A 15,006-nucleotide genomic window follows, 5' to 3' on the forward strand; every position below is an offset into this window, starting at 1 on the left:
CCTTTCCATGGCCAATATTGTCATCGATCGAATCCGCAAGAACTTCGGCTCCTTTCAGGCGCTGAAGGAAATCTCGCTGACGATCAACGACGGAGAATTCGTCTCGCTGCTCGGGCCGTCGGGCTGCGGCAAGACCACGCTTCTGCGCATCATCGCCGGGCTGGAGACAGYTACCTCCGGCGACGTGCGCATCGGCCAAAAATCGGTGATCGGCCTTCCGCCGAAAGATCGCGGGCTGGCGATGGTTTTTCAGAACTATGCCGTCTTCCCTCACATGACGGTTTACGAAAACGTCGCCTTCGGCCTGCGCATGCAGAAAGTGGATGATGCGCGTGTGAAAAAGCAGGTCGAGAAAGCCGCAGGTCTGCTGCATATCGAACCTTATCTCGACCGCTACCCGAACAAACTTTCCGGAGGCCAACGACAGCGCGTCGCGGTCGCCCGCGCACTCGCCGTCGAGCCCAAGGTTCTCCTCATGGACGAGCCGCTGTCCAATCTCGACGCGCTGCTGCGGCTTGAAATGCGCACCGAACTCAAAACCGTGCTGCAGTCAGCAGGCACCACGACGATCTATGTCACCCATGACCAGACGGAGGCCATGGGCCTTTCCGATCGTATCGCCGTCATGCACAATGGTGTGGTCGAACAGGTCGGCTCGCCTGTCGACGTCTACAACCATCCCGCGACACGCTTCGTCGGAGGGTTCATCGGCAACCCTCCGATGAATTTCATCAAGGTGCCGGTGGAAAACGGCCATGTGGCCGCCGGCGCTGAACAATTTTCCGTGCCGGATGGATCCGCAAGCGAGATCGTTCTTGGCCTCCGCGGCGAAGCCGTGGAACTTTCAAACCTGCCCGAAGGGCTGGAAATGAAGGTGCGCGTGGCCGAGCCGATGGGATCGCACCTGCTCCTGACAGGCTCGATCCACGACCAGCCCGTGCGCGTCATCCTGCCGGCGTCCGAAACCGTCAGAAGCGGCGACGTGATCGGGCTGAAGCTCGACCGTAAACGAATCACCTGGCTTTCACCCGAAAGCGGCAAATCCTACCCGGTGGCGGCCTGAAACTCCTGGAGTACCAAGAATGAATAAGCATCTCGACGAGGCGAGGCGGATTCTCGCGTCCAATGACCGCGGCGGCTATACGGTACCGACCGATCGGCTCTACCCCTTCCAGTGGAACTGGGATTCGGCCTTCGTCGCCATGGGATTTGCGCTTTACGATGTCGATCGCGCCTATCGGGAACTGGAGCGGCTTGCCGAGGGTCAGTGGGCGGACGGCATGATCCCGCACATCATCTTCCATCAGCCGAGCGACACCTATTTCCCCGGCCCCTCCGTCTGGCGCACGCGACATTCGATCCCGACCTCGGGCATCACCCAGCCTCCGGTTTTCGCCATCGCACTGCGCAAAGTACACGAGGCTGCAGGTTCGATCACCGAAGCGAGAACGCTTCCTCTCTACGAGGCTGCCCTGAAATGGCATCGCTGGTGGTATTGCGCCCGCGACCCCGAAGGAACCGGGCTCGTCGCGCTCCTGCACCCATGGGAGACCGGCAGCGACAATTCACCCGCCTGGGACATCGCGCTTGCTCGCGTGCCGACCACGACCGAAACGGCGGTCGCACGCAAGGATACCGGTCACGTGAATGCCGAGATGCGTCCGCGCGATGAAGATTACAAGCGCTTCATCCATCTGGTGGATACCTATGCCGCCTGCGGCTGGGACCCGGCTCAGCAATGGGAAAAGGCGCCGTTCAAGGTGGCGGAGGTTCAGACCACCGCGATCCTGCTCAAGGCCGGCGAGGACCTCGAACATCTCGCCCGACGGCTCGGAAGGAAAGATGAAGCGGCTGAGATCGCAGCACTCAACGCTCGCAGCCGCAAGGCGCTGCTTGCCCAATGGCGGCCGGCACTTTCGCGCTTCGTTTCCCGCGACCTGATCTCGGGCGAAGACGTGGAAGCGCCCACCCAGGCGGGCTTCATCCCCCTTCTCTCGCTGGATCTCGAGGAGGAAATCGCGGGAGCACTGGTGGGTGAGATGAAAGCATGGTCGAAAGGCCTGAAGGTCGTCTTCCCGACCACGAAGCCGGGGATCGAGAGCTTCGAGCCGAAGCGCTATTGGCGCGGCCCAGCCTGGGCGATCATCAATTGGCTATTGATTGACGGGCTGAAGCGCAACAGACAGCCGGACCTTGCCGAAGAGCTGCGCAAGTCCACCATCGACGCGATCGAAACCGAAGGCTTTGCCGAATATTTCGACCCGATGACGGGCGAAGGTTGCGGCGGACTCGGCTTTTCCTGGACTGCCGCAGCCTATCTATGGCTGATGCGGCAATAAGGCCTTTTGACCTCTCCAGTTACGCTGAATATACGCTGATTGCGCCCGCATTGCCGGCACGGCCGAGGCAGGCTCCTCAAAACGCGCCGCCTCGGCCGAGAGGCAAAGTCTCGCGCTCGCGGAAGGGTTGCCTTTTTCCGAGCGGGTATTATCATTTGTGTATTCAGGAGGTTGCATGACGGACGTTGTTTCTGATCCGCCTTCCCCAACAAACCTGCGAAGCCGGCGGCGCAATGAGCTGCTCGCATTCTTTGCCCTTGCTTTCGGAGTGTGGCCGAGCGTGGCCATCGGTGTCGTCGGAAGCTACGGATTTCTCGTCTGGTTTTATCAGATGATTTTCGGACCTCCCGGCCCTCCGATGCACTGAGAGGGCATGCATGAGGCCGGCACCACTTTCCCGACGAGAGTTGTTGACCGGCCGTTCCCCGGCCCATCAGCCTCGTATCTGTCCACCCGGAACGTCTCTTGATGGTCTGCGCAACTGCACCGGATGCGGCCTCTGCGCGGAACGATGTCCCACCGGCATAATCCGCCTGGTGGGCGGATTACCGAGCGTCGACTTTACTGCCGGCGAATGYACTTTCTGTGCCGCCTGCCAGGAAAGCTGCCCAGAACCCGTGTTCGACGAGAGGCCTGCCTCGCGCTTTCCTCACACCGCGGCCATCGGTGCTGGATGCCTTGCGAAGAGCAATATCGCCTGCCAGTCATGTGGCGAAAGCTGTCCCGTTCAAGCCATCCGTTTTCGGCCGCGAATCGGCGGCCCCTTTCTGCCCAATCTGGACGAGGTGCTCTGCACCGGTTGCGGCGCATGCCAGCAGGTCTGCCCCGCCGATGCGATAAGCATGCGTCCCCTTACCCATGAGGCCGCCAATGGCTGACCAGACGACCTGGCACATCTCAAGCGCGGTGGTGGCGACGAAGCCCGGATCCACCGACAGCGTCTTGACCCATATCAAAGACATGGCCGGCGTTGAGGTCCATGCACATGACGGCGCCAAGATCGTCATCGTGCTCGAAGGAGCAAGCACCGGCGCGCTTGGTGAGATGCTGAGCCGGATATCGGTGCTCGATGGGGTCGTCGCGGCCAACATGGTGTTTGAACATGTGGAAACACGAGGAGAGCTGAACCATGACGGGAGAACTGACGCGGCGTGACATGCTGAAGGCGCATGCTGCCGGGGTCGCGGCGGCGGCCGCCGGGATGGCTCTGCCAGCGGCGGCACAGCCTGTCCCAGGCGGGGTGGAAGCCCTGCAGATCAAGTGGTCGAAGGCGCCGTGCCGGTTTTGCGGCACAGGCTGCGGGGTGATGGTTGGCGTCAAGGACGGTCAGGTCGTCGCCACCCATGGCGACATGCAGGCCGAGGTCAATCGCGGCCTCAACTGCATCAAGGGTTATTTCCTCTCCAAGATCATGTACGGCGAAGACCGGCTGCAGACCCCGCTCCTGCGCAAGCGTGGCGGCACCTACGACAAAGATGGCGAGTTCGAGCCGGTGAGCTGGGACGAGGCCTTCGATGTCATGGCCGAGCAGTGCAAGAAGGTCTTGAAGGAAAAAGGCCCGACCGCCGTCGGCATGTTCGGTTCCGGCCAGTGGACGATCTTCGAGGGCTATGCCGCGACGAAGCTGATGCGCGCGGGCTTCCGTTCGAACAATCTCGATCCCAACGCCCGCCACTGCATGGCCTCCGCGGCTTACGCCTTCATGCGCACCTTCGGCATGGACGAGCCGATGGGCTGCTACGACGATTTCGAAAATGCCGACGCCTTCGTCCTCTGGGGCTCCAACATGGCGGAGATGCATCCTATTCTCTGGACGCGTGTCGCCGATCGCCGGCTCGGGCATCCGCATGTACGGGTAGCGGTGCTTTCGACCTTCACCCACCGCAGCATGGATCTTGCCGATATCCCGATGGTCTTCAAGCCGGGAACGGACCTGGCGATCCTGAACTACATCGCCAACCACATCATTCAAACCGGACGGGTGAACCAGGACTTTGTCCAGAGCCACACCAAGTTCGCCCGCGGGGTGACCGATATCGGCTACGGCCTCAGACCCGATAATCCGATTGAGGTCAACGCGGTCAATTCCGCCGATCCGACTAAGACCGAGCCCATGGACTTCGAGGCGTTCAAGGAGTTCGTCTCCGAATACACGCTGAAGAAGACGGCGGAGCTGACCGGCGTCGATCCAGGCTTCCTGGAGCAACTGGCCGAACTCTATGCCGATCCGAAGACCAAGGTCATGTCGCTCTGGACCATGGGCTTCAACCAGCATGTGCGCGGTGTGTGGGCCAACCAGATGGTCTACAACCTGCACCTTTTGACCGGGAAGATTTCGGAACCAGGTAACAGCCCCTTTTCATTGACCGGCCAGCCGTCGGCCTGTGGCACCGCCCGCGAGGTCGGCACCTTCGCCCACCGCTTGCCGGCGGACATGACGGTGACCAATCCAGAACACCGCAAGCATGCGGAGGAGATCTGGCGCATTCCTCACGGCGTGATCCCGGAAAAGCCGGGATATCACGCGGTTGAGCAGGATCGCATGCTGAAGGACGGCAAGCTCAATTTCTACTGGGTGCAGGTCAACAACAACGTCCAGGCCGGCCCCAACACGAGCAACGAGACCTGGCAGGGCTACCGCAACCCCGACAACTTCATCGTCGTCTCCGACGCCTATCCGACCATTACGGCCATGAGCGCCGACCTGATCCTGCCGGCCGCGATGTGGGTGGAGAAGGAAGGTGCGTACGGCAATGCCGAGCGCCGCACCCATGTCTGGCATCAGCTCGTCCAGGCCAAGGGCGATGCCCGCTCGGATCTCTGGCAGATGGTTGAGTTTTCCAAACGCTTCACCACCGACGAGGTCTGGCCGGCCGATATCCTCGATGCCAATCCGGACTACCGTGGCAAGACGCTCTATGACGTGCTCTACCGCAACGGCGAGGTGGATCGCTTCCCGCTCAGCGAGGTCAATGAGGAATACGCCAACAACGAGGCCAAGGATTTCGGCTTCTATATCCAGAAGGGCCTGTTTGAGGAATATGCCGCCTTCGGTCGCGGACATGGTCACGACCTCGCACCCTACGATACCTATCACGAAGTGCGGGGGCTGCGCTGGCCTGTGGTGAACGGGCAGGAGACCCGCTGGCGTTACCGCGAGGGCTACGATCCTTACGTGAAACCGGGCGAAGGCGTGAAGTTCTATGGCCAGCCTGACGGCAAGGCGGTCATCCTCGCCGTTCCCTACGAACCACCTGCCGAATCGCCGGATGACGAATTCGATTTCTGGCTGGTAACCGGCCGCGTGCTGGAGCACTGGCATTCCGGCTCGATGACGATGCGGGTTCCCGAGCTCTACAAGGCTTTCCCGGGCGCCCGGGTGTTCATGAACGGCGACGATGCGCGCAAGCGCGGCATCAATCAGGGCGCCGAGGTGCGCATCGTGTCCCGACGGGGCGAAATCCGCTCGCGCGTCGAAACCCGCGGCCGCAATCGCATGCCGCCAGGGGTCATCTTCGTTCCCTGGTTCGATGCCAGCCAGCTGATCAATAAGGTCACGCTCGACGCAAYCGATCCCATCTCCAAACAGACGGATTTCAAAAAATGCGCGGTCAAGATACTTCCCGTCGCCTGATCCGGCGACCCGAATGGATGATGGTCGCCGCAGGGTTCGTGCTGTTCCTCGCGACCGCGTCCATCGCCCAGGTGATGCAGCAGATGGTGCCGCAGCTCGAAGGCCCGACCCCCTCGATGGCGACGGACGCCGCTGCGCCGTTGCCTAAATGGGTGGTCGACGACCAGCAGGTCATGCGTGCCTATCCTGACCAGCCGCCGATCATTCCGCATTCGATCGAAGGCTATCAGCTCTCGGTGAACGCAAACCGGTGTCTGTCGTGCCACAAGCGCGAGTTCACGCAGGATTCCGGTGCGCCGATGATCAGCGTGACACATTACATGACGCGGGATGGGCAGATGCTCGCCGATGTTTCGCCGAGGCGATATTTCTGCACGGCCTGCCATGTGCCACAGGCCGACACGCGACCGCTGGTGCCCAACGCTTTCAAGGACATGAGCGAGATGGGTTTCAAGCAAGCCGGAAGCGAGTGAACTTATGATCGCCTGGATCAAGAAAGTCATCCTCTGGGCCTGGAATATCCTCGCCACACCCGCCGGAACGCTCGGCCTCGGCTTCCTCACCCTTGGAGGTTTCATCGGTGGGGTCATGTTCTGGGGCGCGTTCAACACCGCCCTCGAAGTGACCAATACCGAGAAATTCTGCACCTCGTGCCACGAGATGCGCGACAACGTCTACGAGGAGCTGACCCGCACCATCCATTTCTCCAACCGTTCCGGCGTCAGGGCCTCCTGTCCCGACTGTCACGTTCCGCACAACTGGACCGACAAGATCGCCCGCAAGATGCAGGCATCCAAGGAAGTCTGGGGCAAGATCTTCGGCACGATCAACACCCGGCCGAAATTCCTGGAGAAACGGCTGGAACTGGCGCAGCACGAATGGGCGCGGTTGAAGGCAAACGACAGTCTCGAATGCCGCAACTGCCACTCGTCGATGGCGATGGACCTTCAGAAGCAGACGCAGCGCGCCGCCGAGATACACACCCGCTATTTGCTCTCGGGCCAGGCAACCTGTATCGACTGCCACAAGGGCATCGCGCATGAACTGCCGAATATGGAAGGTATCGATCCCGGTTGGAAGGTCCCGCGGGAGCTGGAAGGCAAGAAGATGGCCGGCTCGACCCCCATCGACGACCTAAGGGCGGTCATCGAGGATGCCCATGCCGGGCTTTAGCTCTCGGCGATCGGATGACACATCATTTCCTCCTATTTTCGAGCCAGCCTGAAATCTGAAGCGAGGCAAGAATGATCACGACGCCGAGGATCACGCGAGCCTCCGGCACCTCGCTGAAAAAGATATATCCGACTGCCGTGGTGAAGAGGATGGAGAGGTAACCTACCGGCGCCAGAACACTGGCGTCGGCGATACGATAGGCCCGCAGAAAGCAATATTGGCCGATCTGGGCGAGAATCCCGATGCCGAGCAGAGGCGGCCAATCGAAGGTTCGCACCGGCTGCCAGGTGATGATAGCGGGAATGGCAGTGATCACCGCCAGGCCAAGGGTGTAGAACACCATCATCACCGTGGTGTTTTCGTCTCGCAAGGCTCTAGTCTGAATGATCGCCAGGGAACCGAAAAACACCGAAACCAGAACCACGAGCACCTTCGCATCGAAACCGGAGGTCCCCGGCGCCATCACGATCAGGACGCCCCCGAATGCACCGATCGCGCCGAGCCAGCGAAGCCGACTGACGGTTTCCCCAAGCATGGCCACCGCCATGGCCATGGTGACCAGAGGCCGTGAGAAGCCCACGGCATTCACGGTTGCCAACGGGAGCATGGTGATCGCCAGAAAATTGCTCGACAGTGCGGCGGCATTGCAGGAAATGCGGACGATATTGCGCCACGGGTGCTTGATGCGGGTCATCTCCAGCCGATGACGCCAGATCAGCGGCAGGATGAAGAAAAGCCCCACCATTGCGCGGACGAACACCAGTTGAAWAGCTGGGTAAGTGGCCCCTTGAGCCTTGACGAGCGCCGTCATGCCGCCCGCGACGAGCGTCATGTCCAACAATAGCCAGCCGACCCCGATGCGAGCATTGGATGCCCGCTCTCTTTCCGCTTCTGGCAATCCTTCCGCGCTCACGCCGGTTGCACGAGATTGGCCATCAGCCGGAAGGCGCCGGGCACCAGCTGATCGAGCTGGTGATGCAGGACCAGGCTGGTATGGGTGTGGCGCCCCTTGCCGATGGGGCCGGAAACCAGCGCCCCTTTGAGCGGCTGTTCGTTGACGTCGTGCATAGCGAGCAGCGGTTCATAGGCAGCGTCCCAGCGGGACGCGAAATAGAGGCCGCGTTCCTTGTCCCAGTTATGCCAGTCTTCCGGGCTGATGAGGTTCGGCCCTTTCAGGAGCATGTGATCCGGTGACAGGACCGTAACTTCCGCCTGGGGGTCGGTGACCCGCCAGCGTAGGGACGGCGAACCGATCTCGATGCGGCGTACCGGCGTTCTCTCGGGGTTCCAGCCATCGCTAGGACGGTGATAGAGCGTCACCAAATGGCCGCCCTCCTCCACGAAGCGGTGCAATCGTTCCGTCGCCGCAGCGAGATCCTCACGGGTGCCGAAAGCGAATATCCCGATCACGATCGTGGTAAACCGCGACAGATCGCCGGAAAGTGCCTGCGCATCGAGTTCGGTTACGTCGAGGCCCATGCGCGCAAGCCAGCTGCCGACGCGGTCGGCGCCCCCGCCGACATAGCCGATGCACGCGCCCGCCGGCAGCTTCAGGTCGAGCGGCAGAACCCTGAGCACGGCCGGCGCGCGGAAGCTTGCACGACCGATATGCGGATAGGCAATCGGTGTCGTCTGGTAGGCAGGGCGGCCACCGATACCGGCCACAATCTCGACTAGGCCAGGTTTCATGGCCTCAGTTGACGATAGCAGCCAATCCTCCCCGTTCTTCTCTATCGTCCAGCCGGGGGGGGGCTGGAAGGATACCGCCGCTTCGGCTCCTGAAATCTTGGCTTGAACCGGCCATTTGCTTCGCGATGCGTCCAGCGGGATGATCAGCGCGTCCGGAACGAGCGTGAGCGACTGCGCCGGCGCGACTGCGAAAGGTTCTTCCAGATCAAACGCGCCCTTCACGGTGCGACCACCAATCTCGGCCGAGAGCGTGACGCAGGCATGGCCGTTACCCCCAAGCGATGTCCAGCCCGGCGTATAGAGGTCCGACAATAGAACCTCGGCATCCACGCTCAGCGAAAATACCTGGTCCTTGTCCGTTGAGAGCCGCGAGAACGAGGCTCCCTCTGGCAGATGCGGCACCACATCGACCGCGTGTCCCGCTCCCTCACCCAGTTGCACCGTCAGCTTCGCCGCGCCGCCGGGAGAAATGGCGGAAGGTTCGGCATAGGCTCGCTCGAAGACGGCGGCGGCTTCCAGGATCGCCGCGTCCAGCTCCACCCGCTCTCGGGCGACGCGATGGCCGTGCCAAGCGAGGAAGTCTTCGTTCGCCGATAAGGCGGCACGCTCCAGATGGCCGRCTGCTTCGATAAGCGCGGTTATGATTCTCTCGCGATCCGGAAAGGCCGAGATGGCGGCTGCAATCGCATGATCTGCCGCAAGCAGCGCCTCGCCGACGGCTCCAGGAATACGGGCAAGCTCGGCAAGCGATGACGGCAGGTCTTCGAGGATGGAGCGCTCTTCCCTTACCTCGCTCGCGGACAGTTTCAGATGCAGCGACCAGGCTCGATCCGGTTCTTTCGGCCAATGACCCATTCCCTGGGAGGCATGATAGTAGCGCGACCACTCGCCGATCCGGTCGTATTCCGCGCCGCTTGCTGGCTCCCGGCCATCGACCGTTACGGTCAGCGTGGCATCGGGCGGCGGTACTTCGTCATCATAGGTGCCGCCGCCTCCGGACCAGGCGGGAAGATAGAATTTTGCGACCGTCCAGGGCTTCAATCCCTCGGCCAAATGCTCCGGATAAGCATTCCGGTCAGCGGCCAGCGCGATCGCGGCCTCGGCGGCACGCGTCATCGCTCGATGATGCCCATGCTGGCCCGGCACATCCAGGAAGGTCGGAATGACGATGTCCGGGCGCTCCTGGCGATAGGCGCGCACCAGCCGTTCGACGATGCGCGCTTCGCCCCATCGGCCGAACGTCGCATCCCCATCCTTGGAAAAGCCGAAATCGTGTACGGCATCCTGCGGACCGTGGCCCAGCCAGCAGAGATCGGCGTCCAGAACGCGCGCGGCCTCCTCAAGCTCGCGCGAGCGGATCACTCCCAAGGCGCCGAGGCGCTCCGGACCGAGCGCATTCTGACCACCCTCGCCCCTCGTCGAGCAGGCGATGATGACCCGCATGCCGAGCCCTAGCCGGAACCAGGCCAGCATGCCGTTCTGCTCATCGTCGGGATGCGCTCCGGTGTTCATGACCGTGACTGTGGATTTCAGCCGCGACAGCTTGCGATGAAGCCGCACGAGGGCGGGGTCGGTCATCTGCCGTTCGATGCGTTCGCGGGCGCTCAGCATGAAAACTCCTCCAGTATATCACGCGGAAATATCGGCAATCGCCGTAAGCGAGGTCTCCAGCTTCGGCGTCACGACATTGAACAGCGGCAGCGATGCGGCTCCGAGCGCCGCGGTCAATTGGCCAGTCTGACCACGCAGTACGCGCGGCAGGGCGCGCTGGCGCCGGCTTGCCACGGACGTGGGCAAGTTGCCCATGCGGCGGATGATGTCGTCGATGATGGCATCCGGCAGAGCCCCGCCCAGGATCACCGTCTGCGGGTCGAGGATGTTTTCGAGCATCGCGACCATGGGGCCGAGATAGGTTGCGGCCTCCTCGATCCAGGCCTCCACCACCGGATGTTCGGCGGCGTGCAGCCTTTCGAGATCGGCGACCTCGCAATCTCCTATTCCCGCGCCGGCGAGCTTCTCCTTAAGCGCGTAGACCGAGGCATAGCCCTCAAGGCAACCCCGCTGGCCGCAGGAAGGACACGGACGCCCCTTCGGGGCGACGGTGACATGGCCAATTTCCCCGGCATTGCCGAAGGCACCCCGATAGGGAGAGCCATCCTGGATGATGCCGAGGCCGATCCCCACGCCGAAATAGATCATGCAGAAATTGGAAATCGCCAGACCGGCGCCGAACAGCCGCTCGCCCACTGCCGCAGCCGTTGCATCGTTTTCGACGACGACCGCATGGCCGCAAGTCTTGCTGAGCGCCGCCGCCGCATCAACCCCCGCCCAACCGGGAAGCGTTGTCGGTCCGACCGAGGTCATTCCCTCGATCTCGAAGGGGCCTGGCATCACGACACCGACACCGAGAAGCTTTGATGCTACAGATCGGTCAAGGGCGGAAAGCTCTTCCGCGAAGGCCGAAAGGATATATTCCGGCGTCGTGTCCTTGAGCGGCGTGATGCGCTTTGCCCGGAGCCGGCCGGAAAGATCGAGCGCGACCGCCACCATGTGGTCGGCGGCAATCTCTACGCCGAGCGTCGCGCCGCCTTCCGGATTGACCGCAAACTGGATTGGCGGTTGGCCGCGTCCGGAGCGCAGGCGCCCCATCTCCATCAACAGCCCCTCTCCGGCAAGTTCGCCGACGATATTGGCAACCGCCTGCGGGGTGAGCTGAGTCAATTTTGCGATATGCGCTCGGCCGAGCGAGCCGTGCCGGCGCACGATATCCAGCACCACACGCCGGTTGTGCTCGCGGCTCCGCTCGGGATTTTTTCCCAGAGCCACCGGATGAGCGCCGATCGTTTGTATCGTCATCTCGCCGACTTCCATCTGCCGAATTCGTGCCACCGCAGGGAACCTGCCTTGGGCAATAAAATAATTCAAGTAAATTATCTTATTGACAAACCAACCGATGCGGGGAACCGTAAGGTGAGTTGTGTGGGTTAGCGCAACGGCGGAGGAGCGAATGTGAACACCTCCGCATGCCAATAAAGCAGGGTCGGCCGATAAGCCGCCGACCGCAGGGAACAAGCGAGACCTCAGACCGGCAAACCCGGCGGGGCAAAATGGAGGTTCACATGCGCAAGGCAACTTTGTTCGCCGGTCTCGTCGCCGGCTTCAGCACGTTCGCATTCAATGCCGCACAGGCGGTGGAAATCGAATATTGGCAATATGTCTTCGACACGCGCGTGAAGGCGATGGACCAGCTTATCGCCGAGTTCCAGAAGGCCAATCCGGATATCACCGTCAAGCATGTGACCTTCCCCTATGCCGATTACCAGACCCGTGTCATCGCAGCCAATATGGCTGGTCAGGGACCCGACGTCATGCAGCTCTTCTATGGCTGGCTTGATAAATTCGTCGCCGGCGAGCTGCTGCAGCCGCTGCCAGCCGACACATTCCCGCACGACAAGATCGAAAGCGAATTCTTCCCCATCGTCAGCGCCATGAAGCGCGGCGATGATTATTATGGGCTGCCCACCGCCGTCCGCTCGCTCGCGCTCTTCTACAACAAGAAACTCTTCACCGAGGCCGGTCTCGACCCCAACAAACCGCCGGAGACGCTCGACGAATTCGTCGCCGCGGCCGAAAAAATTGCCAAGCACGACGCCTCGGGCAACCTGACGGTCGCCGGCTCAACACTCGATATGGGCGGGCAGGATCACCAGTGGTGGCGTGAAGTGCTGATCCGCCAATACGGCGGCACGCCTTACACCGACAACGACGAGAAAGTCGCCTACGACAGCGAGGCTGGCATTCAGGCGCTAAGGTTCTACACCAGCCTGCAGCTCGAAAAGAAGATCGGCCAGGTGGGTTTCATGGACGAGGGACAGGCAGCCTTCCGCGCCGGCATGGCCGGCATGACGATTGATGGCACCTTCCGGCTGGGGTCGTTCAAGACGATCAAGGATTTCGAATGGGGCGTGACGGAATTGCCGGCCAATACCGAGGGCGTGCGGTCGAACTATGCGAGCTATTTCGCAAACGCCATCAGCGCCAAGACCGAAGGCGAAGAGCTGGAAGCCTCCAAGAAGTTCCTGGCCTATCTCACTTCGCCAGAAGCGATGAATATCTGGCTGACGGAGGTAGGCGAGTTGCCTGCCCGCCGCTCCGCGGCGCTGACGGAGAAGAACCTTCAAGATCCGATCTACGGTCCCTTCCTGAAGGGGCTGGAATACGCGCATACGACGCTGTTCAAGGACGAGGCCGCCCAGCGCCAGAACGCCATCGATATGGCAAACCGCGTGTTGCTCGAGGGCCAGTCGGTCGAGGATTCGATCAAACAGGCAGCCGAGGCTGAACAGGAAATCATCGACGCGGCCAAGCCGTAACGGAGGTTTCGATGACGGCGTCGATCGAACCACAGGGGGCGGCGCTTGCCCGCCCCGGCGCCACGCGCGCAAGCGGCTTTTCCATGCGCACGAAAAGGCTGCTCTGGGTCTGGGGCTTTCTTGCCCTGCCCATCCTCTTCTATTCCGTAATTCGCTTCTACCCGACGCTGCAAGCCTTCTGGCTTTCGCTGACCAATTGGGATCTGCTGCGACCGGCGAAGTTCATCGGATTCGCCAATTACACCAAGCTCTTCAGCGATCCACAATTCTGGAAGGTGTTTAAAAACACCTTCACATACCTCATCCTCGGCACCCCGCTCAGCCTGGTGCTTGCCTTTACGATCGCCTTTTTCCTCGATCGCGTACGCTTCCTGCATGGCTTCATCCGGGCGCTTTATTTTCTGCCTTACCTGACAACCGCCGCCGCCATGGCCTGGGTCTGGCGCTGGTTTTATCAACCGCCGCCGATCGGCATCATCAACGACGTATTCGGCATGATCGGGCTCCCCCAGCAGCCCTTCATCCGCTCCACCGACCAGGCTCTTTATTCCATCATGGTCACAGCGATCTGGGCTGGACTCGGCTTCCAGATCATCATCTTCATGGCCGGCTTGCGCGCCATACCGACGACTTTCTACGAGGCGGCCCGCATCGACGGGCTCGGAGAATGGGCGATCCTTCGCAAGATCACCTTGCCGCTCCTCAAGCCCACGACCGTCTTCCTCGTGGTCTTCTCGTCCATCGGCTTCCTGCGCATCTTCGACCAGGTCTACAACATGACCACCAACGATCCGGGCGGGCCACTCGGATCGACCAAGCCGCTGGTTCTGATGATCTACCAGACCGCCTTCAATTCCTATGCGATGGGGTATGCTGCCGCGCAGACGGTGGTGCTCTTCACCATCCTGCTCATCGTCTCACTCCTGCAGCTCTGGATCCTGAGGGAAAAGAAATGAGCGAAGCGCCAGCCCTCCACCGCCCGAATGTTCGCCCCGGCCGGATCGTCGCCTGGACCCTGCTCTTCATCGGCGGGCTCATCATGATCTCGCCACTACTTTTCATGTTTTCCACGTCGCTGAAGACTGCCGACCAGGTCTACGACCTGCGTCTCATCCCGGCCGCGCCGACGCTTGCGAATTACGTCGCGGTTCTGGCGGATGGACGCTTCGTGCGCTGGTTCTTCAACTCAACGCTGATCGCGGTCATCGTGACGCTGTCGAACTGCTTCTTCGATAGCCTGGTCGGTTATACACTCGCGAAGTTCGAGTTCCGCGGCCGCTATTTCATCTTTCTCGCCATTCTCTCGACGCTGATGATCCCAACCGAGATGCTGGTCATCCCCTGGTATCTGATGTCCAGCCAACTCGGCTGGCTCGACAGCTACTGGGGCATCATGTTCCCGGGCATGATGACCGCTTTCGGCACTTTCCTGATGAAGCAGTTCTTCGAAACCGTTCCGAATGATTTCATCGAAGCGGCACGCGTCGACGGCCTCAACGAATTCCAGATCTGGTGGAAGGTGGCCATGCCCCTGGTCACGCCTGCCCTATCGGCGCTCGCGATCTTCACCTTCCTCGGCAACTGGACGGCTTTCTTCTGGCCGCTGATCGTCACCACCAGCAAGGAACTCTACACGCTGCCGGTGGGGCTCTCCAGTTTTGCCGTCGAGYAGTCCATACAGTGGGAAATGATCATGACTGGCGCGGCGATCGCCACTATTCCCACGCTTCTCGTCTTCATCGTCCTGCAGCGATACATCGTCCGCGGTGTCATGCTGGCAGGCTTGAAAGGATAGTCT

14 protein-coding genes are annotated in these 15,006 nt (G+C 61.3%); 11 read left to right on the top strand and 3 right to left on the bottom strand.

The genetic code is table 11. From position 1 onward, the window contains the following. Nucleotides 1-7: 7 nt before the first annotated feature. The 8 genes from LCM4573_RS19690 (at nt 8) to LCM4573_RS19725 (ending at nt 7,146) form a co-directional block, all read left to right on the top strand. Nucleotides 8-1,063 (top strand): ABC transporter ATP-binding protein, encoded by a 1,056-nt coding sequence (locus tag LCM4573_RS19690; protein ID WP_071008076.1) that lies wholly within the window; start codon nt 8-10, stop codon nt 1,061-1,063. A gap of 19 nt (nt 1,064-1,082) precedes the next feature. Continuing rightward, the gene (locus tag LCM4573_RS19695) at nt 1,083-2,339 is read left to right on the top strand and encodes an MGH1-like glycoside hydrolase domain-containing protein (protein ID WP_071008077.1); all 1,257 of its coding nucleotides are present in this window, start codon (nt 1,083-1,085) and stop codon (nt 2,337-2,339) included. Nucleotides 2,340-2,514: 175 nt separating this feature from the next. Continuing rightward, complete coding sequence (locus LCM4573_RS19700; RefSeq protein WP_071008078.1) at nt 2,515-2,706, top strand: periplasmic nitrate reductase, NapE protein; 192 nt, start codon at nt 2,515-2,517, stop codon at nt 2,704-2,706. Nucleotides 2,707-2,716: 10 nt separating this feature from the next. Further along, nucleotides 2,717-3,217, top strand: a complete 501-nt coding sequence (locus tag LCM4573_RS19705) for a ferredoxin-type protein NapF (RefSeq protein ID WP_071008079.1) — start codon at nt 2,717-2,719, stop codon at nt 3,215-3,217. Continuing rightward, nucleotides 3,210-3,494: a chaperone NapD gene (locus tag LCM4573_RS19710; protein WP_071008080.1), complete on the top strand. Its 285-nt coding sequence runs from the start codon at nt 3,210-3,212 to the stop codon at nt 3,492-3,494. The genes LCM4573_RS19705 and LCM4573_RS19710 overlap by 8 nt, the downstream gene beginning before the upstream one ends. Then, nucleotides 3,469-5,973 (top strand): periplasmic nitrate reductase subunit alpha, encoded by a 2,505-nt coding sequence (napA, locus tag LCM4573_RS19715; protein ID WP_071008081.1) that lies wholly within the window; start codon nt 3,469-3,471, stop codon nt 5,971-5,973. Before LCM4573_RS19710 ends, napA begins: the two co-directional genes overlap by 26 nt. Continuing rightward, nucleotides 5,943-6,446: a nitrate reductase cytochrome c-type subunit gene (locus tag LCM4573_RS19720; protein WP_071008082.1), complete on the top strand. Its 504-nt coding sequence runs from the start codon at nt 5,943-5,945 to the stop codon at nt 6,444-6,446. Before napA ends, LCM4573_RS19720 begins: the two co-directional genes overlap by 31 nt. A 7-nt stretch (nt 6,447-6,453) precedes the next feature. Continuing rightward, entirely contained in the window at nt 6,454-7,146 is a 693-nt protein-coding gene (locus tag LCM4573_RS19725; protein WP_071008510.1) for a NapC/NirT family cytochrome c, read from the top strand. 22 nt (nt 7,147-7,168) lie between these two features. Here LCM4573_RS19725 and LCM4573_RS19730 read toward each other — a convergent pair whose 3' ends face one another. The 3 genes from LCM4573_RS19730 to LCM4573_RS19740 are packed head-to-tail and all read right to left on the bottom strand — an operon-like array spanning nt 7,169 to nt 11,691. Beyond that, a complete protein-coding gene (locus tag LCM4573_RS19730; RefSeq protein WP_071008083.1) occupies nt 7,169-8,059 on the bottom strand; it encodes a DMT family transporter in 891 nt (296 codons plus the stop codon). Beyond that, the gene (locus tag LCM4573_RS19735) at nt 8,056-10,446 is read right to left on the bottom strand and encodes a PIG-L family deacetylase (RefSeq protein ID WP_071008084.1); all 2,391 of its coding nucleotides are present in this window, start codon (nt 10,444-10,446) and stop codon (nt 8,056-8,058) included. Before LCM4573_RS19735 ends, LCM4573_RS19730 begins: the two co-directional genes overlap by 4 nt. Nucleotides 10,447-10,464: 18 nt before the next feature. Next, nucleotides 10,465-11,691, bottom strand: coding sequence for an ROK family transcriptional regulator (locus LCM4573_RS19740; protein ID WP_071008511.1), 1,227 nt, complete (start codon nt 11,689-11,691; stop codon nt 10,465-10,467). A gap of 251 nt (nt 11,692-11,942) precedes the next feature. Between LCM4573_RS19740 and LCM4573_RS19745 the strand changes: the two genes are divergently transcribed. Genes LCM4573_RS19745 through LCM4573_RS19755 form a run of 3 tightly spaced genes read left to right on the top strand, consistent with a single transcriptional unit; the run spans nt 11,943 to nt 15,003 of the window. Continuing rightward, on the top strand, nt 11,943-13,208 hold the full coding sequence (locus tag LCM4573_RS19745; protein ID WP_083347543.1) for an extracellular solute-binding protein: 1,266 nt from the start codon (nt 11,943-11,945) through the stop codon (nt 13,206-13,208). 11 nt (nt 13,209-13,219) lie between these two features. Next, nucleotides 13,220-14,164: a carbohydrate ABC transporter permease gene (locus LCM4573_RS19750; protein WP_116285621.1), complete on the top strand. Its 945-nt coding sequence runs from the start codon at nt 13,220-13,222 to the stop codon at nt 14,162-14,164. After that, nucleotides 14,161-15,003: a carbohydrate ABC transporter permease gene (locus LCM4573_RS19755; protein ID WP_071008086.1), complete on the top strand. Its 843-nt coding sequence runs from the start codon at nt 14,161-14,163 to the stop codon at nt 15,001-15,003. The genes LCM4573_RS19750 and LCM4573_RS19755 overlap by 4 nt, the downstream gene beginning before the upstream one ends. Nucleotides 15,004-15,006 lie beyond the last annotated feature (3 nt).

The organism is Rhizobium sp. LCM 4573, assembly GCF_001854865.1.
Taxonomy (GTDB): Bacteria; Pseudomonadota; Alphaproteobacteria; order Rhizobiales; family Rhizobiaceae; genus Neorhizobium.

Bases quoted from the DNA above. Each gene is read 5' to 3' on its own strand.
- LCM4573_RS19695 (WP_071008077.1), top strand. From the start codon at position 1,083: ATGAATAAGCATCTCGACGAGGCGAGGCGGATTCTCGCGTCCAATGAC.
- LCM4573_RS19700 (WP_071008078.1), top strand. From the start codon at position 2,515: ATGACGGACGTTGTTTCTGATCCGCCTTCCCCAACAAACCTGCGAAGC.
- LCM4573_RS19710 (WP_071008080.1), top strand. From the start codon at position 3,210: ATGGCTGACCAGACGACCTGGCACATCTCAAGCGCGGTGGTGGCGACG.
- LCM4573_RS19720 (WP_071008082.1), top strand. From the start codon at position 5,943: ATGCGCGGTCAAGATACTTCCCGTCGCCTGATCCGGCGACCCGAATGG.
- LCM4573_RS19740 (WP_071008511.1), bottom strand. From the start codon at position 11,691: ATGACGATACAAACGATCGGCGCTCATCCGGTGGCTCTGGGAAAAAAT.
- LCM4573_RS19745 (WP_083347543.1), top strand. From the start codon at position 11,943: ATGGAGGTTCACATGCGCAAGGCAACTTTGTTCGCCGGTCTCGTCGCC.
- LCM4573_RS19750 (WP_116285621.1), top strand. From the start codon at position 13,220: ATGACGGCGTCGATCGAACCACAGGGGGCGGCGCTTGCCCGCCCCGGC.